The 24,434-nt window shown below is 70.0% G+C and carries 29 protein-coding genes; 19 read left to right on the top strand and 10 right to left on the bottom strand.

Features of this window, described 5'->3' with window-relative positions; translation table 11 throughout:
* Positions 1 to 7 precede the first annotated feature (7 nt).
* Positions 8 to 1,816, top strand: coding sequence for a hypothetical protein (locus ASF49_RS07845; RefSeq protein ID WP_056470314.1), 1,809 nt, complete (start codon positions 8 to 10; stop codon positions 1,814 to 1,816).
* A gap of 76 nt (positions 1,817 to 1,892) precedes the next feature.
* Positions 1,893 to 2,216 carry a porin gene (locus tag ASF49_RS07840; RefSeq protein ID WP_156652920.1) on the top strand — a complete coding sequence of 108 codons (324 nt, stop codon included), beginning with the start codon at positions 1,893 to 1,895 and terminating at the stop codon, positions 2,214 to 2,216.
* Positions 2,217 to 2,256: 40 nt separating this feature from the next.
* On the opposite strand, the gene ASF49_RS07835 is transcribed toward ASF49_RS07840, so the two are convergent.
* The 3 genes from ASF49_RS07835 to ASF49_RS07825 are packed head-to-tail and all read right to left on the bottom strand — an operon-like array spanning position 2,257 to position 4,225.
* The gene (locus tag ASF49_RS07835; RefSeq protein WP_056470308.1) at positions 2,257 to 2,745 is read right to left on the bottom strand and encodes a hypothetical protein; all 489 of its coding nucleotides are present in this window, start codon (positions 2,743 to 2,745) and stop codon (positions 2,257 to 2,259) included.
* Positions 2,729 to 3,106 carry a rod-binding protein gene (locus ASF49_RS07830; protein ID WP_056470305.1) on the bottom strand — a complete coding sequence of 126 codons (378 nt, stop codon included), beginning with the start codon at positions 3,104 to 3,106 and terminating at the stop codon, positions 2,729 to 2,731. The genes ASF49_RS07835 and ASF49_RS07830 overlap by 17 nt, the downstream gene beginning before the upstream one ends.
* A 45-nt stretch (positions 3,107 to 3,151) precedes the next feature.
* Positions 3,152 to 4,225, bottom strand: a complete 1,074-nt coding sequence (locus tag ASF49_RS07825; protein ID WP_243214644.1) for a flagellar basal body P-ring protein FlgI — start codon at positions 4,223 to 4,225, stop codon at positions 3,152 to 3,154.
* A 308-nt stretch (positions 4,226 to 4,533) separates the two neighbouring features.
* Here ASF49_RS07825 and ASF49_RS07820 point away from each other — a divergent pair, with 308 nt between their 5' ends.
* Entirely contained in the window at positions 4,534 to 4,959 is a 426-nt protein-coding gene (locus ASF49_RS07820; RefSeq protein WP_056470300.1) for a flagellar assembly protein FliX, read from the top strand.
* A gap of 29 nt (positions 4,960 to 4,988) precedes the next feature.
* Here the strand turns inward: ASF49_RS07820 and ASF49_RS07815 are convergent, their stop codons facing one another.
* Complete coding sequence (locus ASF49_RS07815; RefSeq protein WP_056470297.1) at positions 4,989 to 5,531, bottom strand: YciE/YciF ferroxidase family protein; 543 nt, start codon at positions 5,529 to 5,531, stop codon at positions 4,989 to 4,991.
* A gap of 584 nt (positions 5,532 to 6,115) precedes the next feature.
* Here ASF49_RS07815 and dksA point away from each other — a divergent pair.
* Complete coding sequence (gene dksA, locus ASF49_RS07810) at positions 6,116 to 6,535, top strand: RNA polymerase-binding protein DksA (protein WP_055951344.1); 420 nt, start codon at positions 6,116 to 6,118, stop codon at positions 6,533 to 6,535.
* A 52-nt stretch (positions 6,536 to 6,587) separates the two neighbouring features.
* On the opposite strand, the gene flgH is transcribed toward dksA, so the two are convergent.
* The 4 genes from flgH to flgF are packed head-to-tail and all read right to left on the bottom strand — an operon-like array spanning position 6,588 to position 10,005.
* Complete coding sequence (flgH, locus tag ASF49_RS07805; protein ID WP_056470294.1) at positions 6,588 to 7,334, bottom strand: flagellar basal body L-ring protein FlgH; 747 nt, start codon at positions 7,332 to 7,334, stop codon at positions 6,588 to 6,590.
* Positions 7,335 to 7,381: 47 nt separating this feature from the next.
* Positions 7,382 to 8,446: a flagellar basal body P-ring formation chaperone FlgA gene (flgA, locus tag ASF49_RS07800; protein WP_056470285.1), complete on the bottom strand. Its 1,065-nt coding sequence runs from the start codon at positions 8,444 to 8,446 to the stop codon at positions 7,382 to 7,384.
* 14 nt (positions 8,447 to 8,460) lie between these two features.
* On the bottom strand, positions 8,461 to 9,252 hold the full coding sequence (gene flgG / locus ASF49_RS07795; RefSeq protein ID WP_056186239.1) for a flagellar basal-body rod protein FlgG: 792 nt from the start codon (positions 9,250 to 9,252) through the stop codon (positions 8,461 to 8,463).
* A 12-nt stretch (positions 9,253 to 9,264) separates the two neighbouring features.
* Positions 9,265 to 10,005: a flagellar basal-body rod protein FlgF gene (gene flgF / locus ASF49_RS07790; protein WP_056470281.1), complete on the bottom strand. Its 741-nt coding sequence runs from the start codon at positions 10,003 to 10,005 to the stop codon at positions 9,265 to 9,267.
* A 285-nt stretch (positions 10,006 to 10,290) separates the two neighbouring features.
* Here flgF and fliL point away from each other — a divergent pair, with 285 nt between their 5' ends.
* The 8 genes from fliL to ASF49_RS22960 all read left to right on the top strand — a co-directional run bounded on the left by fliL (position 10,291) and on the right by ASF49_RS22960 (position 18,556).
* Positions 10,291 to 10,794: a flagellar basal body-associated protein FliL gene (gene fliL, locus ASF49_RS07785; protein WP_056470277.1), complete on the top strand. Its 504-nt coding sequence runs from the start codon at positions 10,291 to 10,293 to the stop codon at positions 10,792 to 10,794.
* A gap of 54 nt (positions 10,795 to 10,848) precedes the next feature.
* On the top strand, positions 10,849 to 12,066 hold the full coding sequence (fliM, locus tag ASF49_RS07780) for a flagellar motor switch protein FliM (protein ID WP_056470274.1): 1,218 nt from the start codon (positions 10,849 to 10,851) through the stop codon (positions 12,064 to 12,066).
* An 11-nt stretch (positions 12,067 to 12,077) separates the two neighbouring features.
* Positions 12,078 to 12,593 (top strand): DUF6468 domain-containing protein, encoded by a 516-nt coding sequence (locus ASF49_RS07775; protein WP_056470271.1) that lies wholly within the window; start codon positions 12,078 to 12,080, stop codon positions 12,591 to 12,593.
* Complete coding sequence (locus ASF49_RS07770; protein WP_056470268.1) at positions 12,590 to 13,405, top strand: MotE family protein; 816 nt, start codon at positions 12,590 to 12,592, stop codon at positions 13,403 to 13,405. Before ASF49_RS07775 ends, ASF49_RS07770 begins: the two co-directional genes overlap by 4 nt.
* Before the next feature lie 124 nt (positions 13,406 to 13,529).
* Positions 13,530 to 14,195, top strand: coding sequence for an invasion associated locus B family protein (locus tag ASF49_RS07765; protein WP_056470264.1), 666 nt, complete (start codon positions 13,530 to 13,532; stop codon positions 14,193 to 14,195).
* 38 nt (positions 14,196 to 14,233) lie between these two features.
* On the top strand, positions 14,234 to 14,647 hold the full coding sequence (locus tag ASF49_RS07760; RefSeq protein ID WP_243214638.1) for a hypothetical protein: 414 nt from the start codon (positions 14,234 to 14,236) through the stop codon (positions 14,645 to 14,647).
* 193 nt (positions 14,648 to 14,840) lie between these two features.
* Positions 14,841 to 18,191 carry a hypothetical protein gene (locus ASF49_RS07755; protein ID WP_082510984.1) on the top strand — a complete coding sequence of 1,117 codons (3,351 nt, stop codon included), beginning with the start codon at positions 14,841 to 14,843 and terminating at the stop codon, positions 18,189 to 18,191.
* Positions 18,192 to 18,382: 191 nt separating this feature from the next.
* The gene (locus ASF49_RS22960; RefSeq protein ID WP_082510982.1) at positions 18,383 to 18,556 is read left to right on the top strand and encodes a DUF3606 domain-containing protein; all 174 of its coding nucleotides are present in this window, start codon (positions 18,383 to 18,385) and stop codon (positions 18,554 to 18,556) included.
* A gap of 82 nt (positions 18,557 to 18,638) precedes the next feature.
* Here ASF49_RS22960 and fliP read toward each other — a convergent pair whose 3' ends face one another.
* Both fliP and ASF49_RS07745 read right to left on the bottom strand, forming a co-directional pair.
* Complete coding sequence (gene fliP / locus ASF49_RS07750; protein ID WP_056470257.1) at positions 18,639 to 19,394, bottom strand: flagellar type III secretion system pore protein FliP; 756 nt, start codon at positions 19,392 to 19,394, stop codon at positions 18,639 to 18,641.
* A 136-nt stretch (positions 19,395 to 19,530) separates the two neighbouring features.
* Positions 19,531 to 20,907, bottom strand: coding sequence for a hypothetical protein (locus ASF49_RS07745; protein ID WP_056470253.1), 1,377 nt, complete (start codon positions 20,905 to 20,907; stop codon positions 19,531 to 19,533).
* A 366-nt stretch (positions 20,908 to 21,273) separates the two neighbouring features.
* Between ASF49_RS07745 and ASF49_RS07740 the strand changes: the two genes are divergently transcribed.
* From ASF49_RS07740 to fliR, 7 genes are all read left to right on the top strand, one after another.
* A complete protein-coding gene (locus ASF49_RS07740) occupies positions 21,274 to 21,750 on the top strand; it encodes a nucleoside deaminase (protein WP_056470250.1) in 477 nt (158 codons plus the stop codon).
* 5 nt (positions 21,751 to 21,755) lie between these two features.
* Entirely contained in the window at positions 21,756 to 21,971 is a 216-nt protein-coding gene (locus ASF49_RS07735) for a hypothetical protein (protein ID WP_056470247.1), read from the top strand.
* Positions 21,972 to 22,085: 114 nt separating this feature from the next.
* The gene (flgB, locus tag ASF49_RS07730; RefSeq protein WP_056470243.1) at positions 22,086 to 22,508 is read left to right on the top strand and encodes a flagellar basal body rod protein FlgB; all 423 of its coding nucleotides are present in this window, start codon (positions 22,086 to 22,088) and stop codon (positions 22,506 to 22,508) included.
* Positions 22,509 to 22,538: 30 nt separating this feature from the next.
* Complete coding sequence (flgC, locus tag ASF49_RS07725) at positions 22,539 to 22,949, top strand: flagellar basal body rod protein FlgC (protein ID WP_056470240.1); 411 nt, start codon at positions 22,539 to 22,541, stop codon at positions 22,947 to 22,949.
* Between the two features lie 34 nt (positions 22,950 to 22,983).
* The gene (fliE, locus tag ASF49_RS07720; RefSeq protein ID WP_056470237.1) at positions 22,984 to 23,298 is read left to right on the top strand and encodes a flagellar hook-basal body complex protein FliE; all 315 of its coding nucleotides are present in this window, start codon (positions 22,984 to 22,986) and stop codon (positions 23,296 to 23,298) included.
* Between the two features lie 81 nt (positions 23,299 to 23,379).
* A complete protein-coding gene (gene fliQ / locus ASF49_RS07715; RefSeq protein ID WP_056470232.1) occupies positions 23,380 to 23,646 on the top strand; it encodes a flagellar biosynthesis protein FliQ in 267 nt (88 codons plus the stop codon).
* 19 nt (positions 23,647 to 23,665) lie between these two features.
* The gene (fliR, locus tag ASF49_RS07710; RefSeq protein ID WP_056470228.1) at positions 23,666 to 24,430 is read left to right on the top strand and encodes a flagellar biosynthetic protein FliR; all 765 of its coding nucleotides are present in this window, start codon (positions 23,666 to 23,668) and stop codon (positions 24,428 to 24,430) included.
* Positions 24,431 to 24,434 lie beyond the last annotated feature (4 nt).

The following is a 24,434-nucleotide window of genomic DNA, read 5'->3' as shown; positions in this document are numbered from 1 at the left end:
GGCATCGATGAGCATCGCTCCCTTCAACGCCAGCACCTATCTCGGCGACCGCAACACGGCCAACCTCGTCGGGCTGAAGAGCCGCCTCGACACGCTGACGAACCAGCTCTCCAGCGGCAAGGTCGCCGCCACATATGGCGGCCTCGGCACCGGCCGGACCACCAGCCTCAGCGCGCATGCCGCTCTCAGCGCCCTCGACGGCTACGACGCGGCCATCACGAACGCCACCACCCGGGTCACCCTCGCCAATGCGAGCGTGACCCAGATCAACACCCTCGGTGCCGGGCTGCAGCGCTCGCTGACCGCCAGCAACAACTCGACCGTCGCCAACACGCCGCAGATCGCCCGCAACAGCCTCGACGCGGCGGTGGACGCCCTCAACGTCGATCTCGCGGGCCAGTACATCTTCGGCGGCCGCGCCACCGATTCGCCGCCGGTGGTCGCCTCGGACACGATTCTCAACGGCGACGTCGCGAAGGGCCTCGACGGTCTCAAGACTCTGATCGCGGAGCAGAAGAACGCCGATCTCGGAACCGGCACGGGACGTCTTAGCGCGAACGTGACCGGAACGACGGGCCAGACCGTCACGATCAGCGAGGACGGCACCGGGGCCGCCGGGACGGAGACACGCGCCAATTTCGGCTTTCGCCTGCTCTCGGCGACGAGTTCGAACGCGGCGGCGATCGCCGCGAGCGCGACCACGCCCGCGACCGCGCCGGCCGTGACCTTCACCCTCGCGAAGCCGCCGGCCGAGGGAGACCGGCTCCGGATCGCGGTCAACCAGCCGGACGGAACCCAGAGCTTCGTCGATCTGACCGCGAAGGCGTCCGCCACCCCGGGTGCGACCGACACCATGCCGGTCTTCGCCACGGCGGCCGAGGCACAGACCTACCTCAACGACCGCTTCAAGACCGCGACCGTCGCCAGCATCCAGGGTCCCGCCGGCCTCGGGGTTCAGGCCGATTTCGGGACCGGAACGCCGGCCTCGCTGACGCTGGGCGTGACCGGAACACCGGTCGCGGGCGATACCGTGACGGTGAGCGTCGCCCTGCGCGACGGCACGACCCAGACGCTGACCCTAACGGCCGCCGCCACCGCAGACCCCGCCTCCGCCACCACGTTCTCCCTGGCGGGCGACCAGGCCGCCGTCGCCAAAAGTCTCAGCAATGCCGTCACCAACGCCCTGAAGGGCGCGGCCTCCACGAGCCTGGCGGCGAGCTCGGCCTCGCGCGCCGCGCAGGATTTCTTTGCCGGATCGCAATCCGCCGGGCTCGCGCCCCGCCGCATCAGCGCCGACGGTAACGGCTATGCCGAGCAGGCGAGCACCAAGACCGTGATCTGGTACACCGGAGACGATACCTCGGCCGATCCGCGCGGCACGGCCACGGCGCAGATCAGTGGGAACCGGGTCCTGAACATCGGCGTGCAGGCGAACGAAGCGCCCATCCGCACCGTGCTCGCCGGGCTCGCCATGATCGCGGCCGATGCGGGCACCACCGCCGTGAGCGGAACGCCGGAGGCCCAGCGCTTCAGCGCCCTGTCCGATCACGCCCGCACCCTGCTCGTCTCGGACAACACGACGGGCGGCGTGCCCGGCATCGCCAGCGACCTCGCCCTGGCCGCCAGCACGCTTTCCGACACCAAGACGGACAACCGAACCAGCCGCGCTGCGCTGCAGGGATCCCTCGACGGCGTCGAGAACATCTCGGCCGAGGACGTGACCGCGCAGTTGCTGCAGCTCCAGACCCAGCTCCAGGCGAGCTACCAGGTGACCTCGATGCTCTCGAAGCTCAACCTGGTGAATTACCTCAGCTGAGGAGCGTGACGGGCGAGCGTTGGTCCGGCGGCCGGGATGGCTTAACCAGGGCCGGTTCGAACGCGGGAGCCCGGTCATGAATCACAGGATGCGCACCGCACTGGCCGTGTTGGTGCCGGCAGTCTGCGGCGGCATGAATGGAGCCGGCGCGGCGGAGCGGCCTCGGCCGCAGGCGCAGGGGGAGACACGCCTACCCTGTCCGAAGCAGGGGGCCGGCTTCGTTCGCGTGCCGGGCTCGCCCACCTGCATCCGCCTCAGCGGTCGCGCCGTGGGCGGGATCGCGATCGGTGGCCACGGCGCCGCGCCGGTCACCGCGGGACAGCTCTCCATCGATACGCGCAGCGAATCCGAACTCGGGCCCGTGCGCGCCTTCGTCCGCATGGGCCACGGGCGACCCTGACTTCGCGCGGATCGGCCTCCCCTCCGCGCGGCGCAGTCGTTCAGAGGCTGCGCGACAGCACGAGGGGCTGGCTGCGCGCGACCCCGCTGCGGCTGTAGGGGGAGGGCGCCTGTGACGGGCGGCCATAGACGGTCGGCGTACGGGTCCGACCGATCTCGTCCGCCAGGGTCTTCACGAGGCCCTCCGACACGGTCCGGGCCGTGGCCAGCACGGCCTGGTTGGTCTCCAGCGCCTGGGTGAAGCGGGCATGGGCGGCCTTGAGGGTGGCGATGCCCTCCGGCGCGAAGCGGGCGAGCGCGATGGCGTTGGCCTTCGTCGCCTCGAGGCCCTGGAGATAGGCGGCGGCGAGGGCGGATTTCCGCTCCGTGTCGGCGAGACCCTCCCGCAGCCGGCCGACCCGGATGTGATCGCTCTCCCGCGCCAGTACGGTTTCCAGCGCTTCGAGGCTCGCGATCACGCCCGCCACCAGGGCCGTCGCCCCGGCCCGGTCGGACACGCGGGGCGGCGGGGCGTCAGCTGACCTTTGCACCGGTGCCCTCCTGCATCTTCATCATCTCGCGGAACACCTGATCGGCGATCCCGACGCCGCCGCTCTTCACGATCTGGCCGGCATATTCCTTGGTCAACATCGAACGATAGACGCCGCCGCCGGTGCCGTTCTCGCCGAGCAGGCCGTCCGTGCCCTCCGATTGCGACAGGCGGTCGAGGGACTGCTCCAGGAACATCGATTCGAAATCGGTCGAGGCCTTCTTCGCCTTCGCCTCGGCGGCCGACTTGGCCGCGGAGCCGGCGCTGGAACCGACCGCGCTCTGCACGGTCTTGGCGATGTCGCCGACGATGGCCTTGCCGACCCCGAGGGCGGCACTGGCGGCGAGGGGCGCGAACAGCATGGGATCAGCTCTCCGTCTGAGGATGGGGGAGGGTGGCGGCGATCATCACATCACCTCGATGTCGGCCTGGAGGGCACCGGCGGCCTTGATCGCCTGCAGGATCGAGATCAGGTCACGCGGGCCGATGCCGAGGGCGTTGAGGCCGTCGACGAGTTCGCGCAGGGTCACGCCCTCCTTGACCAGGGCGAGCTTGTTGCCGTCGCCGGTATCGACCTTGACGCCGGTGCGCGGCACGACCGTCGTGGTGCCGTTGGAGAACGGGGCCGGTTGGCTCACCTGCGGCTGCTCGGTGATCGTCACCGTCAGGTTGCCCTGGGCGATCGCCACCGTGGAGACCCGAACGTCGCGGCCCATCACGATGATGCCGGAGCGCTCGTCGACGATGACCCGGGCGGTCTGGTCGGGCTCGACCTTGAGCTGCTCGACCTCGGTCACGAGCCGGATCATGTTGCCGCTGTAGCGGGCCGGGATCTGCAGGGTCACCGTCGCCGGATCGGTCGGCTCGGCGGTGTCGGCGCCCATGAAGTCGTTGATCGCGGCCGCGATGCGCTTCGAGGTGGTGAAGTCCGGGTTGCGCAGGGACAGCCGCAGCGAACGCATGTCGTTCATCTTGAACGCCATCTCGCGCTCGATCATCGCGCCGTTGGGTACGCGCCCATTGGTGGGAACACCGCGGGTGATCTTGGCGGCGTCGCCCTCGGCGGAGAAGCCCGCGATGGCGACGGAGCCCTGCGCGAGGGCGTAGACCTCGCCGTCGGCGCCGAGCAGCGGGGTCACCAGCAGGGTGCCGCCCTGGAGGGACTTGGCGTCGCCGAGGGACGAGACGGTGATGTCGATGCGGTTGCCCTGCGTGGCGAAGGGCGGCAGGCTCGCCGTCACCATCACGGCCGCTAGGTTCTGCGTGCGCATGGTGGCGCCGCGGGTGTTCACGCCGAGCCGTTCCAGCATCGCCTGCAGGGACTGCTTCGTGAACGGGATGTTGTTCAGGGTGTCGCCAGTGCCGTTGAGCCCGACGACGATGCCATAACCCACGAGCTGGTTCTGGCGCACGCCCTCGACGCTGGCGAGGTCCTTGACCCGTGACAGGGCGGAGGCGGGCGTCGCCTGGCCGACCAGCATCGCCCACCCTGCCAGGATGCAGAGGGCGAGGCGCCGGGTTCGCGTGGGGCCGTTCGGAGCGTCGGTCATGGAGCACTTTGCGGCGGGAAGGTCTCCCAACAGTCTGCCAGGGCCATGCCAACCGGACGATTGCGCCAATGCGTTGGTTTTGAATGATCTTTTTTGAAGGCACCGGCATCTGTCCGCTGCGCGACAGGGGCGCTTCGTGCCGGGTCGGCAGGTTCTGCCGGGCCGTTTACGACCGGTTAACCAGGGCGGACGAATTCTGCCGGAGCCGGGCGGACCTTCGCCCCGATCGGTCCCACCTCATGCGCGTCGACACCCGCTTCGTCATTGCCCCCACCAGCCCGAATGCGGGACCACGCCGGAGCGAAGGCGCGCCGGCCTTCGCCGTCGCAGGTCCGGCCCCCCAAGCCAGCGGCCCGGGCGCGACGGCGGCGGCCTCGCTGGCCGGCCTCGACGCGATCCTCACCCTCCAGAGCAACGCCGACACGCCGGAGGAGCGCCGGCGTCGGTCGGCCCGGCGCGGCAACGACCTGCTCGACGGGCTCGACCGGCTCAAGGCCTCGCTGATCATGGGCCGCGTCTCGACACGCGACCTGCAAGCCATTGCCTGGCGCCTGGCCGAGCGCGGAGGCAGCAGCGGCGACCCGCGCCTCGACGCCCTGATCGCCGAGATCGAGTTGCGGGCCGCCGTCGAGCTCGCCAAGCTGTCCGCCGCCCGCGCCGCCTGAGACGGGAGAGGGACCGGCGCGGGCCGAACTCAGCCCTTCTTCGTCTTGGCGCGCGGCCTGTCGTCCGCCTCGTCGCCGGACTCGCTGCCCTCGGTGTTGATCCGCTCGGCGATCTGGCTGAGCAGTGCGTCGGTCTTCTTCTCTTCTTCGAGCGTCTGCTCCAGGAGCTTGGCGGCATCCGCGTAGCCGAGCTGACGCGCCCAGGTCTTCAGTGTGCCGTAGCGGGCGATCTCGTAGTGCTCGACGGCTTGGGCGCAGGCCGCGAGTACGGCATCGGCGGCCGGACTGTCCCCGAAGTCTTCGAGGTCCTCCTCCATCTCGGAGGTGATGCCCTGCATCGCCTCACAGGTCTTGGCGCGGGCCGGCTTGCCGATGATCTCGAACACCTGCTGCAGGCGCTCGACCTGCTCGGCGCTCTCCTCCGCATGGGTCTCGAAGGCGCTGCGCAGCTCCTCGTGCTCGGCCGCCTTGGCCGACTTCTTCAGGGCTCGCACGGATTGCTTCTCGGCGTAGTAGACGTCCTTGAGCGTCTCGTAGAACGCGTCGTGAAGGGTCTTGGCCTTGGCTGCCATGGGGCGGTCTCCTGATCGAGGATGGTGCGGAAGCGGCGCGCTCGCGAGGAGGGTCCCGAACGGGGGACCCGCACGCCATAGCCAGCATCGCCTCGGGTGAACCGCACGGCTCGATGCCTGTTCCCTCGTCTCCGTCGGCCAATCGGAGACGATCGCAGGAATCGATCAATCCATAATCCATCGAATAATTCGATTATCGTCGACCAAAGTAAATCGATCCATGAAAGAGAATACAGCTGAATCCGCCAGAGTTTTTACTTGAGCCATATCGGTCGGACCAACCTCATGGAAACCGCGGAATCCTGCGCGCCAGGGTATCTCGGAGTTTCGATTTAACGGACGGCCCGCCGCGATCGATCGGACACCTGCAATTTAACGCAAGATGGAAAGTGAGTGACAAAGCAGGGCCAGTGTTGCAGTGCACAGCGTCCAGTGGCGTCTTTGCAGCCGTTGCGTGTTTGCCGCAGCGCGCAAAACATCCGAGAGGATTGCGGTGCGCAGGGACCACGATGCGTTGTCGTGGCCTGCCCCCTGCATTATAGCCACGCAAAATGATCGCCGCGGACCGGCTGCAAGAGGCGCGAATGGCGAAGGTCACGATTGAGGACGGGTACGTACCGAGCGAGAGCGAGCCGTTCATGAACGATCGGCAGCGGGAGTATTTCCGCCGCAAACTGCTCGGATGGAAGTCTGATATTCTGCGCGAGGCTCAGGATACGCTGGTCGCGTTACAGACCGAGAACGAAAATCATCCCGACCTAGCGGATCGGGCCTCGTCCGAGACCGACCGGGCGATCGAGTTGCGGGCCCGCGACCGGCAGCGCAAGCTGACCGGCAAGATCGACGCCGCCCTGGCGCGGCTGGAGGACGGGTCCTACGGCTACTGCGAGGAGACCGGCGAGCCGATCTCGCTGAAGCGCCTGGATGCCCGCCCGATCGCGACCCTGTCGCTCGAGGCGCAGGAGCGCCACGAGCGCCGCGAGCGGGTCTACCGCGACGACTGAGCGGAGCCACACCGCGGCGCGGGCCTCGAACCTCGAGCGCCCGCCCCGAGGCTCAGAACGGCAGCAGCACGTCGACCAGCTGCTGACCGTAGCGCGGCTGCTGCACGTCGGTGATCTGGCCGCGTCCGCCGTAGGCGATCCGCGCCTGGGCGATCTTGCTCGAATCGATGGTGTTGTCGGATTCGATGTCCTCGGGCCGGACCACGCCGGCCACGATGAGTTCGCGCACCTCGAAGTTGATGCGGATCTCCTGCTTGCCCTCCACCACGAGGTTTCCGTTGGGCAGGACCTGGGTGACGATCGCCGCGACGCTGGTGGTCACGGTCTCGTTGCGCTGAACCGACCCGGCGCCGTCGCTCGAGGTGGTCGAGGTGGCGTTGAGGAGCTTGTCGGGGGTGATCCCGGCCGCCGCCACCCCCTTGCTGCTCTCCAGGCCGAAGGCGTTGGGCAGGCCGAAGCCCTCGGCGTTCGAGCGCGAGCGCTTGGTCTCGTTGTTGAGGTTCGCCTTGTCCGTGACATTGACCTTCACGGTCACGAGGTCGCCGATCCGCGCAGCCCGCTGGTCCTTGAAGAAGGCGCGGGAACCGGTCCGCCACAGCGAGTTCGGGGCGTAGGAGACCGGCTGGATCTCCGGCATCGGCAGGCGAACCGGCTTGTAGCCGGCCTGAGCGGTCGGGTCCTCGATGGCCGAGAGGGCCGGCGTCGCACCGATCTGCGAGAGGCGGTCGGCGGTGTTGCAGGCACCGAGGCCGGTGCAGAGCAGCGCGACGGCGAGGACGGGGGAAGCGCGGTGGGTCATCGGGACCGGACCTTTGGCAAACCGGAAGGGGACGCGGACGAAGCGGATCAGCGCTGCAGCGCGGAGCCGTCGAGGGCGGCATTGGCCTGTCGCACCAGGGGCGCGGGGCCGACGGAGACACGGCCGGGTCCGGTCACGGTGGCGGAGAGGATCTTCTTCGAGACCGGATTGGTGACGGTGACCACGGCACCGAGGCGGCCGCTCTCGTTGGCCTGACCCCGGAGGGAGAGATTGAGCCCCGGGGAATCGAACACGATGGTCACGGCCTCGCCCCGGGCCACGAGGTCGGGCGGCGCGAGGTCGCCCGCGCGCAGGATCGCGCCGGCGCTGAGGCCGCGCTGGGCCACCTGCCCGGCGAGGTCGCCCAGCGACCCCTGCGCATCCGACGGCGTCGCCTCGCGGGGGCGGCGCTCCAGGGAGAGGTCGGCGGCGTTGATCGTCTCGCCGCGGTTGAGACTGCGGCCCAGGATCGCGACCTCGCGGATCTCCATGACCTGGCCCGAGACCCGAAGTGAGGCCTGCCGTTCGCCCAGGGTGATCAGACCGGCGATCCGGCGCGATCGTGGATCGTAGCTGAGGTCGAGGGCGACCGCCTGGCCGTTGAGCTCCAGGGGCGCCAGGAGGGTCGGGGCCTCACCGTCGAGACGGATGGCGAGGTTGCGCGGATCGACGCCGAAGCCCGATTCCAGGGCGCGCTTCAGGGCGGCCTCGATCTCGGGCTGGGTCACCCGGCGCGCGGCGCGCTGGACCGAGACCTGGACACGACCGCCGGTCTCGACGGGGCCGAGCCCGAGGCCGGCGACCGCGTCGGCGATGCGACGCGCCTGGATCGTGCCGGTGGCGCCGAGGGCCGGCGCCCGGAACAAGGGACGCTGTGCCACCTCGGGCGCCGCCCCCTCGACGAGGTCGCCGAGGGTCAGAACGTCGCCGCGCGCGGTGACGTCGCCGCGCAGGCGCAGGCTCGCGGCGCCGGACCGGACCTCCTGCGCCAGCACCTGAAGGGTGAGGAAGGAGAAGGCCAGCACGGCCAGCAGGGTCCGGCCGACGACGGAGACGCTCAGGGTCGAGACCCGGGGCCGGCGGCGAGGCGTGATCTGTCTGAGGGCATGCATGGTCAGGACCCCGGTCAGCTGCGGAACATCTGGGAGGTGGTCGAGAGCATCTGGTCGGCGGCGGTCACCACCTTCGAGTTCATCTCGTAGGCGCGCTGCGCCGCGATCAGCGACGAGATCTCGGTGACGGCGTTGACGTTCGCCTCCTCGAGGTAGCTCTGCTGGAGGTTGCCGAATCCTTCCGCACCCGGCAGCCCGTTGATCGCCGGGCCGGAGCCGGCGGTCTCGATGAACAGGTTGTCGCCGATCGATTCGAGGCCGACCTTGTTGACGAAGCGGGCGAGCTGGAACTGGCCGAGCGCCTGCGGCGCCGTCTGTCCCGGCACGGTGGCCTGGACGGCCCCCTGGGCGCTGATGGTCACCGAGGTGGCGTTGTTCGGCACGGTCACGCCGGGATCGACGAGGTAGCCGTCGCGGGTGACGAGCTGGCCCTGGGCCGAGAGGTCGAAGGATCCGTCGCGGGTGTAGGCGGTGCGCCCGTCCGGCAGGGTCACCCGGAACAGGCCCTCGCCGCGGATGGCGACGTCGTATTCCTTCTCGGTGCTGGTCAACGTCCCCTGCGACATCACCCGCGCGGTCGAGGTCGTCTTCACGCCCGAGCCGATGGCGAGGCCGGCGGGAAGCTGGGTGTTCTGGTCGGAGGTGGAGGAGCCGGCCCGGCGCAGGTTCTGGTAGAGCAGGTCCTGGAAATGCGGCTGCTGCCGCTTGTAGCCCGTGGTGCGCAGGTTCGCGATGTTGTTCGAGATGACCTGAACGTTGAGTTCCTGGGCCGCCATGCCGGTGGCGGCGGCGTAGAGGGCACGCATCTGCGGAGATCCTTACGCGACGTCGGCGAGACGGCGGATCGCCGTGCCGCGCAGGTCGTCGAGGCGCGAGATCACGCCCGAGACCATGGTGTAGGTGCGGTTCACGTCCATGAGCCGGGTCATCTCGAGCACCGGCTTCACGTTCGAGCGCTCCAGGGCACCGGCCTCCACCCGGCCGGCGAGACCCGCCGCCTGGGGTTGCGCGGTGGAGGCGTAGAGGTTCGCGCCCTCGTTGGTGAGAGCCTGCGGATTGGCGAAGGTGACGAGGCGGACGCGGCCGCGGATTCCGAGATTGGTGGAGACCGTGCCGTCGGGGCCGATGGCGATCCCGGTCTCCTGCTGGCCGATCTGGATCGGACCCGCCTCGCCCTGGACCGGGTAGCCGTCGCTGGTCACTAGAGTGCCCTGCGCGTCGGTCTCGAAGGCGCCGTTGCGGGTGTAGCGGTCGCCGTTCGGCGTTCGCACCACCAAGAACGCCTCGCCGCGCACCGCCACGTGGAGCGGGTTGCCGGTCTGCTCGATCGGTCCCTGGGCGAGGTCGAGAGCGGTGCCCTGGTCGATCACGTAGGAGACGCGCCGGTCCGGCTTCTGGAACGAGTCCGCGCTCGCCACCGGCATCAAGTATTCCTGGAAACGGCTGTTGCGCCCCTTGAAGCCGTTGGTGGAGATGTTGGCCATGTTGTTGGCGATCACGTCCAGTTCGCGCTGGAGCGCGACCTGGCTCGAAACCCCCACGAACAATGCGTTCTGCATGACACTCTCAGCTCCGACGAGCGACGACGCCTCCATCTCTGCACGGGCCGTGCCATTCCATCGCGAAACGAATTACCATTCAATTTCATGGATTTACATCTGATTCCGCTGGGCGGCAGCGCCTGCCGGTCCCGGCCGCGCGGCAACTCCGACCCGGCAGCTTTTGCCGCCTTAACGACACGTTAACCCTGTTCGCCCGATACCTTCTGGAGTGCCGACATTCTGAGATGCCGACGCCGTCGAGCGGCCGTCGCTCACCCCACCGCGCAGTCCCGAGGTCCAACGATGGCCAAGAAGCCGAAGAAGGCCGCCGCCGAGGGTGAGGAGGGCGCCGAAGGCGAAGCCCCGAAGGCCGGCAAGAAGAAGCTCGTCATCATCGGCGCCGTGGTGCTGGCGCTCGCCGGCGGCGGCGGTTTCTTCTTCATGAAGAAAAAGGCCGGCGACGGACACGGCGAGGCGGTCGCCGAGGTCAAGAAGCCGGTCGTGTTCCTGGATGTCCGCGAGATGATGGTCAATCTGGCCAACGAGCCGGGCCAGGACCGGACCCGCTTCGCCAAGATCAAGGTCGCGATCGAACTCAAGGACGCCAAGGTCGAGGGAGAGGTGAAGCCCCTGATGCCGCGCATCGAGGACGCCTTCCAGGTCTACCTGCGTGATCTGCGCGCGAGCGATCTCGCCGGGTCGGCCGGCATCTACCGCCTGCGCGAGGAATTGCTGCGCCGGGTCAACGTCGCCATTCAACCGGCCCGGGCCGAGGCGGTCCTGTTCAAGGACGTGGTCATCCAGTAGGCGGCCGCGGCCTCGTGCCGGGAGTTTTTGAGTTTTGCAGGTGACGAGAGTCTGATGGCCGGACCGGACGACGAGATCGACGAGGACGACTGGGCCGCCGCACTCATCGCCCAGAACGGCGAGGGCGGTGAAGCCTCGCTCGCCGACGAGTGGGGCGCGGCGCTGGCCGAGCAGGGCACCACGACCCATGCCAGCGACGTCGCCGCCGAATGGGCGACGATGATCGAGGACGGGGAGACCGACAATCTCCCCGAACTCGCCGGCAACGACCGCATCCTGAACCAGGACGAGATCGACGGCGTCCTCGGCTTCTCCCTGCGCGAGCTCTCGGCCTCCGGGGCGGGCGGCGTCCGCGCCATCGTCGATTCCGGCGTCGTCCAGTACGAACGCCTTCCGATGCTGGAAATCGTCTTCGACCGGATGATCCGGTTGTTGTCGACGAGCCTGCGCAACTTCTTCCAGGACAACGTCGAGGTGACCCTCGACAACATCACTTCGGTGCGCTTCGGCGACTATCTCAACGCGATTCCGCTGCCGACCCTGCTCGGCGTCTTCCGCGCCGATGCCTGGGAGAATTCAGGGCTCGTCACCGTGGAGTCGAACCTCGCCTACTCGACCCTGGACCTGCTCCTCGGCGGCAAGCGCGGCGGCTCGTCGACCCGCCTCGACGGGCGGCCCTTCACCACCATCGAGATGCAGCTCGTGCGGCGCCTCGTGGAGATCATCCTCACGGACCTCGAGCTCTCGTTCCAGCCGCTCTCGCCGGTGCGCTTCGCCATCGACCGGATCGAGACCAACCCGCGCTTCGCCACCATCACCCGGCCCGCCAACGCCGCGATCCTGATCAGCCTCAAGCTGGACATGGACGGGCGCGGCGGCCTGCTGCAGATCCTGTTCCCCTACGCCACCATCGAGCCGATCCGTGAACTGCTGATGCAGAGCTTCATGGGCGAGAAGCTCGGCCGCGACCACGTCTGGGAAAGCCACCTCGCCACCGAGATCTGGCAGGCCGACGCGACCATGGAGGCGGTGCTGCACGAGATGATGCTGCCGCTCAAGAAGGTGCTGTCGCTCAAGGTCGGGGACACCCTGATGTTCGACACCAAGCCCTCGGACCTCATCGCGGTCCGCTGCGGCGACTGGGCCCTGACGCAGGGGCGGATCGGCCGGATCGACGACAACATCGCGGTGCAGCTCACCCGGCCCCTGCGCCGGTCGCGCACCACGCTCCAGGCCTTCGAGGCCTCCATGAACAACCGCAACGACGGGTGACGCGACCAGCCATGAGTCTCCTCGTCACCCTCCTCGCCGACGGCCTCGTCGCCGTCCTGCTCGTCGCCAGCATCGTCTCCTCGATGCGCCTGAGCGGCCGCATCACCAAGCTCAAGGCCGACGAGGCGGCCCTGCGCCAGACCATCGGCGACCTCGTCATGGCGAGTTCCACCGCGGAGCGGGCCATCGTCGGCCTGCGCGCGACCCTGGACGAGTGTGACCGGACCCTGGCCGACCGCCTCGGCACCGCCGAGCGCTACGCCACGGATCTCGCCGCGCACGTGGCGGCCGGTGAGACGGTGATCGCCCGCATCGCCTCCATCGTCGCCCAGGCCACCCCGGCCCGCGAGATCGCGCGGACCGCGAGCCCGGCGCCGGCGTCGGAACCGCGCGATCTCGAGCGCGTGGTTCCGCCCGTCCGGGTCGCGCCGCCGAGCCCCAACGGCGAGCGCCTCGGGGTCGCAGCCGCGGCCGCTCTCGCCATGTCCGAGCGCGCCCTCGGCCGGCTGCGGAGCAAGGCCGCATGACGAAGCCGGCGCCCGCCAGGCGATCCAACAGCTTCGTCCGGTTCCGTCAGACGCGGCCGCTGAAGCTGCGCCTGATCGATGCCGTGACCCTCGCGGCCGCCGGGCTTCTGGTGCTGAAGGTCGCGGCCATCGCCGTCGAAGAATCCAAGCCGGATCTCACGGCGCCGCTGCCCGAATTCGCGCGCGTCCTCGCCAAGGCCCGCACGAACTACGAGCCCGCCGATCCCTCCACCACCGGCTCGGTCACCCCGAAGGAGCCGGAGAAGCCTCCGGAGCCGGAGAAGCCGGCCTCCCGTCCGCCGCCGCCCCCGGAGCCGATGCCGGCCTCCGAGCGCGCGATCCTGGAGCGGCTCGCCGCGCGGCGGGACACCCTGAAGCAGCGCAGCGACGCCCTGGACCTGCGCGAGCAGCTTCTCGGCACCGCGGAGCGCAAGCTCGAGGAGGGCGTCGACACCCTGAAGCAGGGCGAGGACAAGGCCGAGGGAGGCGGCTCGCAGCGCGCGGAAGCCGAGCGCGCGGCGCTGAAGAACATCGTCACGATGTACGAGACGATGAAGCCCAAGGACGCCGCGCGGGTGTTCGACCGGCTCAGCCTCGACGTGCTCGTGCCCATCGTCCTGGCGATGAACCCCCGCAAGATGGCCGAGGTGCTGGCCCTCATGCAGTCGGAACCCGCCGAGAAGCTCACCGTGGCCCTGGCCAACCGGGCCCGCGGGCAAGGCGGCGGCCCGGCCGCGACGGTCGCGGCCGGGCTCGGTCCCAACGAATTGCCGGCGATCGACGCACCGATGCAGCCCCCGCCGCGGCGCTGAGCCTTGCAGGCGCTCGTCCACCGGGTTGTGCCGGCGTCCATTGCGCGTTCGGCCGCGCCCGACTAGGGGCAGGCATCCCGGGCGGGTCAGGTCCCCGCCGCGCGGATTCCGGGAGCCAAAGCACGTGCCGTCCACCAGCCTGATTCGAGTCCTCGCCGCCTTTGGCCTCGCCCTCCTGACGACGGCCCCCGCCCGCGCGCAGGACGCCGAAGTACCGGAGGCCGCCGAGGCGCCGGCCAAGCCGAAGCCGCGCAAGCCCGCACCGCCGAAGCCGGCGTCCGCCAAGCAAGCGGCGCCCACCCCGACCGCTGCCGCGACACCGGCGCCCGTCGCCGGCTGGCCCGCGGGCGCGACCTCCCTGAGCGAGGTCTATGGCGACTGGACCGTGACCTGCGCCAGGGAGGCCAAACCCGAGGCGAAGGCCGAATGTGCGATCATGCAGGCCCAGGGCGCCAAGGGCCGGCGGGAATTCGCGCTGGAGATCCGGCCGCCGAGCGAAGGCCGGGCCCAGGGCTTCATCCTGATGCCCCTCGGCCTCGCCATCGAGCCCGGCATCTCGTTCAAGCTCGACGAGGCCGTGCTCGGCAAGGGCGCGCCCTATCTGTCCTGCAGCCAGGAGGGATGTCTCGTCCCGATCAGCCTGCCCACCCTGGCGACCGACACGATGAAGACCGCCAAGAGCCTGCTGGTGTCCGGGATCAAGCCGGAGGCCAAGGACCCGGTGACCATCACGGTTCCGCTCGAAGGTTTCGCCAATGCGCTGGCCCGCGCCGCCGCCCTGACGAACTGAGCCGGACCGTGGCGGGGCCGAACCCGAGGAGCGTACCCGTGAAGAGATCGGCCCTGCTGACCCGAAGCCTGACCGCCCTGCTGCTGGCCGGATCGCTGGCGCACTCCGCGCGTGCCCAGGAGGAGCAGCCTCCGGAGAAGCCGCCCGGCCCCCCGCCGACGGCGGCCGAGGCCAGGGCCGAGCGCCAGAAGAACAGCGCGGCCAAGCTCGCCGGCCTGCTCGCCTTCGTGGAGACGTCCTGTCCGGATCTCAAGCCGAACACCGAGCGCTTGAACGCCGTCGTCTCGGGCCTCGGTGTCGCGCCGGACGATCTCGCGCAAGGCGACCTCAAGCTCCGCAGCCGGGCCTATACGGAGATCTACGGCAAGGACGTTCCGGCCAACTGTGCCCGCGCCGCCGAGAATTTCGGCGAGACCGGCCGGACGATCCCTGGCCTGATCGCGAAACGTTAGCGGTCGGGACAAAGCCGCCCGGCGTCTTAAGCGCCCGTTAGCCTCGACGGGCGAGAGTACCCGGACAGTGCGGCGTAAGGCGAACCGGCTCGGGTGCGAGCGGGTCCGTCCCATGGGTTTGGCGTATCCTGCGATGGCTCTCGGTGCCGGAATTCCGACACGACGGCGTCGGCTTCGGGCTGGACTCGCCGCGATGTCGATCGTGGCCGTGACCCTGTGCGGGGGCACGGGCGCGATCGCCGCCCGCCTCACGGCGATCAAGGGCGCGCAGATCGAGCGCTACGGTCGCCTCATCCTGACCTTCGACGCCCCCGTTTCGGTCAAGGCGCGCATTTCCGGATCCGTCCTCGTCCTCGGCTTCTCGGAGAAGGCGAGCGCCGGTCCCGAGCAGATCGCCGCCGAGATGCCGGACTACGTTTCCGCCGTCCGACGCGATCCCGACGGCCTCGGCCTGCGCCTCGCGCTGCAGCGTCCCTACCGCGTCAACGTCCAGGACGCCGGCGAGACGGTGTTCGTCGACCTCCTGCCTCAGGATTGGACCGGGCTGCCTCCGGCGATGCCGCCGGAGGTGGTGGCCGAGCTGTTTCGGCGGACCCAGGCGGCGGAAGCGGCCCTGCGCGCGGCGAGGCCGCCCGCCGAACCGAAGACCCTGCGGCTGGAACTCGCCCATCTTCCGACCCTGACGCGCCTCAGCCTGCGAGCGCCGGCATCCGCCGCGCCGCAATTCGGCGCCGTCGGCCCCGCCACCCGCCTCGCCATTCCGGGCGCGTGGCGGATCGACGATGTCGCCACCCGGGGGCGCTTGAAGCCAGCGATCGAAGCCCTGGCGGTCGAGGGCGACGAGACCGGTGCCCGCCTCCTCGTCACCCCTGCCGCCGGCTACGAGATCCGGACCTTCCACGACGAGGACGGGGCGACCCTCGACGTCGTCCGTAAACCCGCCGAGAAGCCGAAATCCGCCGCGGCAGCGGACGCGAAGGCCGGGGAGGGGGCGATGCCCGCCGGCGAGGCCAAGGTCGTCGAGAGCAAATTCGACGAGAGCAAGTCGGCCGACCCCAGGACCGCAGAAGTCAGGTCCGACAAGCCTCCGGTGCGCATGCCGGGTCGGAGCGCGGAGCCCGCTGAGAACAAACCGACGGCCCCCGCTGTGGTGACGGTCCCGCGCCCGAGCGGTCCGGGCCTCGTCTTTCCATTCAAGATCCTGCCTCCGGCCGCCCTGTTCGAGCGGGCCGGCATCGCGAACCTCGTGTTCGAGACCGCGGAGGACGTCGGGGCGCCTCCCGGCGATCCGATGCTGACGCCCCTCGGCCCACCTCAGCGGACCGGGCGCGTCGTGACCTTGCGCTTTCCCGTCCCGCGCGACCGCCTGTTCGACCTCGTGCCCGTCGGCCCGGCCGAAGCGCCCACCGGGTGGGAACTGGTCGCCGGTGAGAATCTGGCCGCGAGCGAGGCCCTCGCGGCGATCCGGATCACCGACCCGGCCGGTCGGATCGGCATCGGCGTACGCCTGCCGAACCCCGGCATCGCATCCTGGCTCAAGCTCGACGGGGAGCGCATCGCCGTCGTCACCGGTCGCGGCCCGAAGCCGGCGGGCATCCCGAAGCGACAGGCCTTCGTCGATTTCGAGCTGTTGCCGAGCCGCCAGGGCGTCGCGGTCCTGGCGCAGGCCGACGACCTCCTCGTACGACCGGATCTCGACGGGGTCGCGATCGGTCGCGAAGGGGGCATGGCGGTCTCGGGCGTGGCGCGCCCGGCCGAGGTCCCCCTCACGACGCTTAGCGATCTCGCCGTCGACCGGGGGCCTTGGGAATCTTCCCAGCGGGGCGACATTCGCGAGTTGATGCGCGACCAGCTGCAGGCGGCCGCCGAGGCGCCGCGTGCCTCGCGCGGCTCCCTCCGGCTGGTTCTGGCCCGGACCATGCTGGCCAATCGGCTGTCGTTGGAAGCCCTCGGCGTCCTGAACAGCATCTATTCGGACGATCCGGTCCTGGCCGGCCAGCGCGACATTCCGATGCTGACCGTGATCGGCAACGCCCTGATGGGGCGCACCGGCGACGCGCGCGCGGGCCTCGCCGTCGACATCCTCAGGAACGATCCCGAGGCGCGCCTGTGGCAGGGTTACGTCGAGGCCCTCGAAGGCCGCTGGAGTGCGGCGGACGGCTCGTTCCGCGCCACGGCGAGCGTGCTCGACCGCTATCCGACCGATCTCCAGGCCTTCCTGCGCACCGCGGCGGCCGAGGCTGCGGTCGAGACCGGCGACTGGGATTCGGCCAACCGCCAGATCATTGCGGCCGCCCGGGTCGCCGACCGGCCGACCCAGGAAGACCTCTCGCTGCTGCGGGCGCGGATCGACGAGGTCACGGGCCAGACCGTGGCCGCCCTCGATGCCTATGAGCGCCTCGGCGAAAGCAGCGAGGCGGACGTCGCCGCCGCGGCGCGCCTGCGCGCCACCCTGCTCGGCCACGCCGCCGGCAAGCTCCCGACGGCGGACGCCATCGAGCGCCTCGAGCGGCTGGCCCTGGCCTGGCACGGCGGCGACATCGAGCCGCGGACGATCGCCGGCCTGGCCAAGCTCTACATGGAGGCGGGGCGCTGGCGCCAGGCGCTCCTCACCGCTCGTCGCGCCGATGCCCTCGGGACGGATACGCCCGTGGTGCGCGAGGTGCACGACATGGCTCAGGCGCTCTTCGACGACCTCTATCTCGGCGAACGAAGCCTCAAGGTGCCGGGGGTCGAGGCCCTGGCGATGTATTTCGACTTCAAGGACTTCGCACCCCTGGGCCGACGCGGCGACGAGATCGTCCGCCGCCTGTCCGACCGGCTCGTCGAACTCGATCTCCTTGATTCGGCGGGCGAGCTGCTGCAGCATCAGGTCGATCACCGCCTGACCGGCGCGAGCCGAGCCGGTGTCGCGGCGCGGCTCGCCGCGATCCGCCTCATGGACGAGAAGCCGCTCCAGGCCCTCCAGACGCTCGACGTCACCTACCTGCCGGAACTGCCGGAGGACCTTCGCCGCGCGCGGGCCCTGCTGCGGGCCCGCGCCCTGTCCGACCTGTCCCGCACCGACCTCGCCCTGGAGACCATTGAGGGCGAAACGGGGGCGGATGCCGAGCGCCTTCGCGCCGACATCCTGTGGACCGGGCGGCGCTGGCGCGAGGCGGGGGAGGCCCACGAGGCGCTGGTCGGCGATGCCTGGCGCCGGCGCGCCCCCCTCGACGACGCCGCCCGGACGGACGTGCTGCGGGCGGCGATCGCCTACGGGCTCGCCAGCGAGACCCTCAGCCTGGAGCGCCTGCGTGCGAAGTTCGCGGGTCCGATGGCCGAGAGCGTCGATGCCCGCACCTTCGCGCTCCTCAGCCAGTTCAACGCCACCCGCACCGCCGGCTTCCGCGAGATCGCGCAGAAGGCCACCAGCGCCCAGACCCTCCAGGCGTTCCTCTCGGAGTACCGCAAGCGCTATCCCGAGAGCGCCGTTCCGGCTCCGGGCAAGGGCGAAGCGGATGCGCTTGCCGACGCGCAGACCCCGGCGACACCGCCTGGCTGAACCGCGCCGACGCCGCTCGGAGGCGCCGGACGCGCGTTTCGGGAGCGGGTCCACCATGCGGCGTAAAAGCTTGATGCGATTCGGCGAATTCTGTTCGCGCGAGCGCAACAAACGCGTCCGCGCCACGTTCTGCCCTCAATCGCTATCACCCGTGCGGCGCACGTTCCAGCCGGCACAGCAGAGGCCTCCCCATGCTCACGGAACCGCTCGACACCAAGACCGGAAAGACCCACCTCGACATCTTCGACAGCCAGCAGCGCACCGCGATGGCCACACGCCTCGGCGTGTCGGAGGACCGCCTGAAGCGCGCGGTCCGCCTCGTCGGCAACCGCATCTCGACCCTCAAGAGCTATCTCGAGCGCTGATCGCTCGCACAGTTCGCTGGCTGGCGGTGAAGGGCGCTCTCGGGCGCCCTTTTTCCTGTGCGCTCGCCGTCCGCGCTGACGCTCAGGTGCCGTAGCTCTGCACCAGGGAGCCGGCCACCAGGGTCCAGCCGTCGACGAGAACGAAGAAGATCAGCTTGAACGGCAGGGCCACGGTGGCGGGCGGCACCATCATCATGCCGACGGCCATCAGGATCGAGGCGACCACGAGGTCGATGATCAGGAAGGGGATGAACAGCAGGAAGCCGATCTCGAAGGCTCGGCGCAGCTCGGAGATCATGAAGGCCGGCGTCACCACCTCCAGGCCGACGGCTTCGGGTCCCGCCGGCACCGGGGCCTTCGCCATGTCGAGGAAGAGCTTGAGGTCCTTCTCGCGCACGTTCTTCAGCATGAAGGTCTTGAACGGGGCAGAGGCCCGCTCGAAGGCGACGCTCTGGGTGATCTGCCCCGCGATCAGCGGCTCGATGCCGGTGCGGTAGGCTTCCCGCCCCACCGGCGCCATGACGAACGCGGTGAGGAACAGCGCGAGGCTTGTGACCACGGCGTTCGGCGGCGCGCTCTGGGTGCCCAGAGCCGAGCGCAGGATCGACAGCACCACCACGATCCGGGTGAAGGAGGTGGCCATCACCAGAACCGAGGGCGCCAGGGCCAGAACGGTGAGGAGCGCGACGAGCTGCAGCGCCCGCTCGGTCACCCCGCCCGTGCCGAGATCGACCGAGAGGCTCTGAGCCCGTACCGCCGCTGTCGTGCAGGCCAGCGCCAGACCGACCAGGATCGGCAGGCGCAGCCGTCTTTGCAGCGAGGGGCGGGGTTCGGACATACCGGCTCCGGATGATGCGGCGCGACGCGACCGCGCCCCCTCTTATCATCCACGGCCCGGCGCGCATCCCCGAACGAACCCGGGACGCCCCGTTCGGCAGCGACACCCGGGCGGGTTCCGGCCCGCCGGTGCCGATCTACTGCTTGCGATCGAGAGGGCGGCCGAGGAGGCGCGCGAACTCCGCCTCGATCTCTTCCACGGAGAAGGGGTTGGGACTGGCCGGAGCCTTCGCGGGCGCCGCCGGGGAAGGCGGCGGGGCCTGGGCAGGGACGGGCGCCGGCTCGACGGCAGCCGGCGGCGCCTCCGGTTGCGCGATCGCCTCTGCCTTCGCCGCATCGGCCAGCGACGCACGAAAAATGGGAGGCGGCTCGGCCGGGGCGGATGCAGGAGGAACCGGTGGCTCCGCCGACGCGACCTCGACGTCCCGGTCCTCGGGGCGTTCGGCGAAGAGCGCGTCGTCCGTGGCCGGCTCGGGCTCGATTGCCTGCGCTTCGGAGGCCGGAGCCTGCGCCGTGGCGGCCATCGCGGCCGCCATCGGATCGACGTCGGGCGGCCCCGCGAGCGTTTCCCGGGTCGGCTCGGGTTGCGGCGCCGACTCCATGCGTGCGGGAGACTGCGGTGCTGGGGGCGGTAGGTCCGGCTCGCGCGCCGCGGATTGATCCGCAGCGGCCGGACGGACAGCCGCGGACGGCCGGCGCAGGGCCTCCTCCAGTTGGCGGGCCATGTCGGAAAGGATCGCGGCATCGATCGCGCGGGCCGCCGGTGCCGGAACGACGGGCGGCGGCGCGGCGGCACTCTGCGTGTCGCGGGCGGGCTCGGCCTCGGATCCGCGTTCCGGCAGGCCGACCCGCTCCGCGATCGCGGCCGGGACGAGGTTCGCAAGGGTGGGTGGGGTCCGGCGGATGACGCGCGCGAGCTGCGAATCGCGCTGGCGGGGTGCAACCGCCGGATCCGGGACCGCGAGGCTCGGGCCGGGCTCGGGGACCGCCCCGCGTCCGCGCGCGATCTCGGGCGGTGCCGCCGCGACCTCGACGACGGGCGCGACCGTCACCGGCATCTCGAAGGACGGCTCGCGGTAGGTCGGGACGGGCGGGACCACCGGTGCCAGGCTCGGCATCGAAGCCTGCTGGCTCACCGGCGGCTCCGGCATCGGGTTCAGCACCGACTCGGGCGCTTCGTCGAAGGGGGCTTCCTCCGCCGCCAAGCGGGCGCTCATGCCCCGCAGAATATTGCGCTCGATCACCACGTCATTGGGTCCGCCGACCAGGAGCAGGTGCTCGACGTTGTCGCGGCGCAGGAGGATCAGCTGACGCTGGCGATCGAGTTCGTAGATGTCGACGATGCCGAGCCGTGGCTGACGGCCCCGCGGGGAGTTTTTGCCGGAGAGGGGTGAACCCTTCCCACCAACGCGCCGGACCAGGAAGACACCGGCCGCGAGGACGAGGAAGATGACGACGAAGATGATGGCGAACTGGAGGGGAAAGGAGCCATCCGAGCTGAAGAACGATGACAAGACCGGGGTCTCTCGCTTTTGGGGCTCGTGGCCCGACGCAACATTTGAGCACCCACTATCATGTCCGGCGCCAGCGCGGGCAACTCCGTTAAGACTTCGTTAACAGCTCCTTTGCCCGAACGGGGTTCGGCAATGGCTGACGGGGCTTAGGGGTCGTGCGGTGCCCCACCGCCCGGGTTCGGGACGGCGGGGCGTGCCGTGTCTCCACGACGGAGCCGATACGCAACGCGGCCTGGAGCAACCGTGCGGCGACCGCGGTTAGCGGCCGATCAAAGGCTCGTGCGTGGGCCGTCTCGAATCGGGACCCGCCGGCGTTCCTGGAGCGTTGGCGCAGCGGCATCGCCGTATCGGGTCGAGGTGGAACCAGTGGAAGACGAGCATCAGGCACACCTGCGCGACGCGGTCGCGCTGGCCCGGGACAACGTTCTCCAGGGCGGGCGTCCCTACGGCGCGGTGATCGTGCGCGACGGTGCGGTGCTGTCGCGGGCCGTCAACACCACGGCCGTGACCAACGACCCGACCGACCATGCCGAGATGGTGGCGATCCGGGAGGTGAGCCGGCATCTCGGCCGCACCAAGCTCGACGGCTGCATCGTCTACGCCAGCGGGCGGCCCTGCCCGATGTGTCACGCGGCCATGCGCCTGGCCGGGATCACGCAGGCCTACTTCGCCTACAGCGCGGAAGAGGGCGAACGCTACGGCCTGATCGGCGCCGGCATCTACGCCGAACTCTGTCGGTCCCCGAGCGAGCAGCCGATGCGTGTGGAACATCGCCCCGTCGCAGTCGACGACCATCCGTACGCGCTCTGGCAGAGCCGACAGGGCCTGTCCGAGAAAGGCTGACATCGATGACCGTTCCGCGCTGGATCCCGTTCCTCGCAGCCGCCCTGTTCGTCGCGGCGGCCGTCACCATGGGGCTCCTCTGGAGCCGAGGCGCTCTGCGCCATCCGAGCGAGGATGCGCGGACCGCCGGCGCGCCCGTCGCCTGCGCCCCCCTCAACCCGAGCGGGCCGGCGCCGCCGGAATGCCCGCAGGCGCAGCAGCCGACCCAGAGGGCGCCCTGAGCCCTGCCTCCACGCGGACGCGCCCGAAGATTTAACCGGGCGTTAACCATGGGGGCGGCAGATTTTGCCGGTCCCACCGGGCAGATTCTTCCGGGTGAGGCGAGGGTCCAGCCCATGTCCGTCACAGACCTGCCCATCCTCGGCATGCTGCGCACCCGCATGCAGTGGCACCAGACCCGCCAGAAGCTGCTGGCCGAGAACGTCGCCAACGCCGACTTGCCCGGCTTCAAGCCGCGGGACCTCGCGAGTCCGGAGCTCGGGCGTTCCGGCCCCGTCCTGGCGCAGCCCTCGGGCGCCACGACGAGCAGCAGCCTCGCGGTCACCAACGCGTCCCACATCGCGCCGGGCGGAGGCCCGGACGGCCCCGGCGCCGATCCGCGCCGCGTGAAGGGCTTCGAGATCCGCCCCAGCGGCAACGGGGTCAATCTCGAGGAGGAGATGATGAAGGCCGGCGACAACCAAGCGGACTACCAGATGGCCGCCTCGCTCTATCAGAAGAGCCTCGAGACCATCAAAATCGCCATCGGCAAGCGCTGAGCGGCAATCCATCGTCTCACGGAGCGCGCCATGGACTTCCTGAAATCCCTCACCACCGCCGCCTCGGGCCTGAAGGCCCAGTCGAGCCGGATGCGGATCATCGCCGAGAACATCGCCAACGCGGATTCGGCGCCCACCTCGGTCGGCGGCCAACCCTACCGGCGCAAGATCCCGACCTTCACCCAGCAGGTGGACCGGGAGACCGGCGCGTCGCTGATCGAGGCGGGCCGGGTGCGCCGCGATACCTCGCCGTTCCGGACCAAGTACGACCCGGGCAATCCGAGCGCCAACGCCAAGGGCGAGGTGGCGATGCCCAACGTCAACGGCCTGATCGAGAACATGGACATGCGCGAGGCCCAGCGCTCCTACGAGGCCAACCTCAACATGGTCACGGCGACCCGCCGCATGGTCGCCAAGACCCTCGAGATCCTCAAGGCCTGATCCCCGCTTCCGACCCGCCTGAAAGTCCGCCGCCATGACCACCAACGCCTTCGCCGCCGGCGCCTACGCGGCGATTCAGAACATCGGCGCAAAGGGTGCTCCGAAGATCGCGCCGGCCACCGGTGCCTCGGGCTCGAACTTCACCTCGCTCCTGACTTCGACCCTGGACAACGTCGGCGAGGCGGGGCGCAAGGCCGACAGTCAGGCGCTCGCGGTGGCCGGTGGCAAGGCGAACGTGGTCGACGTGGTGACGGCCGTGGCCGAGAGCGAGACCGCCCTCCAGACCCTCGTCGCCGTCCGCGACCGGGTGATTTCCGCCTACGAGGAAATCATGCGGATGCAGATCTAGCCCGTCGCCGCCTCGCTGCGCCGGGCCACCCGCCCTTGCTCGTCCGACACCTCCGCCCTGACGCGAGATGACATCCCCCTCATGACCGGTCTCGCCATCATCGACGTCGCCCGCGACGGCATCTTCGTCTTCCTCAAGGTGGCGGGGCCGATCATGCTGGTCGCCCTCGTGGTCGGCCTCGTGGTCTCGCTGTTCCAGGCCCTCACCCAGATCCAGGAGCAGACGCTGATCTACGTTCCCAAGATCGTGGCCGTGTTCGCGACCTTGCTACTCATGCTGCCCTTCATGGGTGATGCGCTGGGCAGCTACATGACCCGGATCGCCGCGCGCATCGTGTCCGGCGGCTGAAGCCCTGCTATGAGAGGGCATGAATCTCCTCCTGCCGGGCATCGCGGCGGCCTTCCTCCTGACCTTCGCGCGGATCGGCACCCTGGTGATGCTGATGCCGGGGGTGGGCGAGCAGCTGGTCTCGCCGCGGCTGCGCCTCGCCTTCGCGCTGCTCCTCTCGCTGATCCTGTTCCCCACGGTGCGGCCGCTCCTGCCGATGCAGGGCGGCGCCATCGCGGGACCCGGCCTGATCGCGCTGCTCATCGGCGAGTTGCTGGTCGGCCTGGTGCTCGGCCTCACCGTGCGGATGGTGCTCGCCGCCCTTCAGACCGCCGGCATGATCGTCTCGCAGCAGCTCGGTCTGTCCTACGCGATGACGGTGGACCCGACGCAGGGCGGACAGCAGACGGCGATCGGAAATTTCCTGGCGCTTCTCGGCGTCACCCTCATCGTGGCCACCGACCTCCATCACGTCGCCCTCGGGGCGATCGGGCGCAGCTACGTTCTGATTCCACCGGACGGGGTGCCGGGCATGGGCGAGGCGGCGAGCCTCGCGCTGAAGGCCATCGCCCGCGGGTTCTCCCTCGGGGTTCAGATCTCGGCCCCGTTCATCGCCTTCGGCATCCTGTTCAATGTCGGGCTCGGCGTCCTGGCGCGGCTCATGCCGCAGATGCAGGTCTTCTTCGTGGCCGTCCCGGCCTCGGTGCTGATCGGCATGGTGCTGCTGCTGGGCAGCCTCGGCGTCATGATGGGCGTCTTCCTCGACGATATCGGGCGCTACCTGGCGGATCTCGCCGGGCGTTGAGCCG

The organism is Methylobacterium sp. Leaf104 (genome assembly GCF_001422885.1).
Lineage (GTDB): Bacteria > Pseudomonadota > Alphaproteobacteria > Rhizobiales > Beijerinckiaceae > Methylobacterium.
The sequence above is the reverse complement of the archived record's forward strand: the minus strand, read 5'-3'. Positions and strand labels throughout refer to the sequence as shown.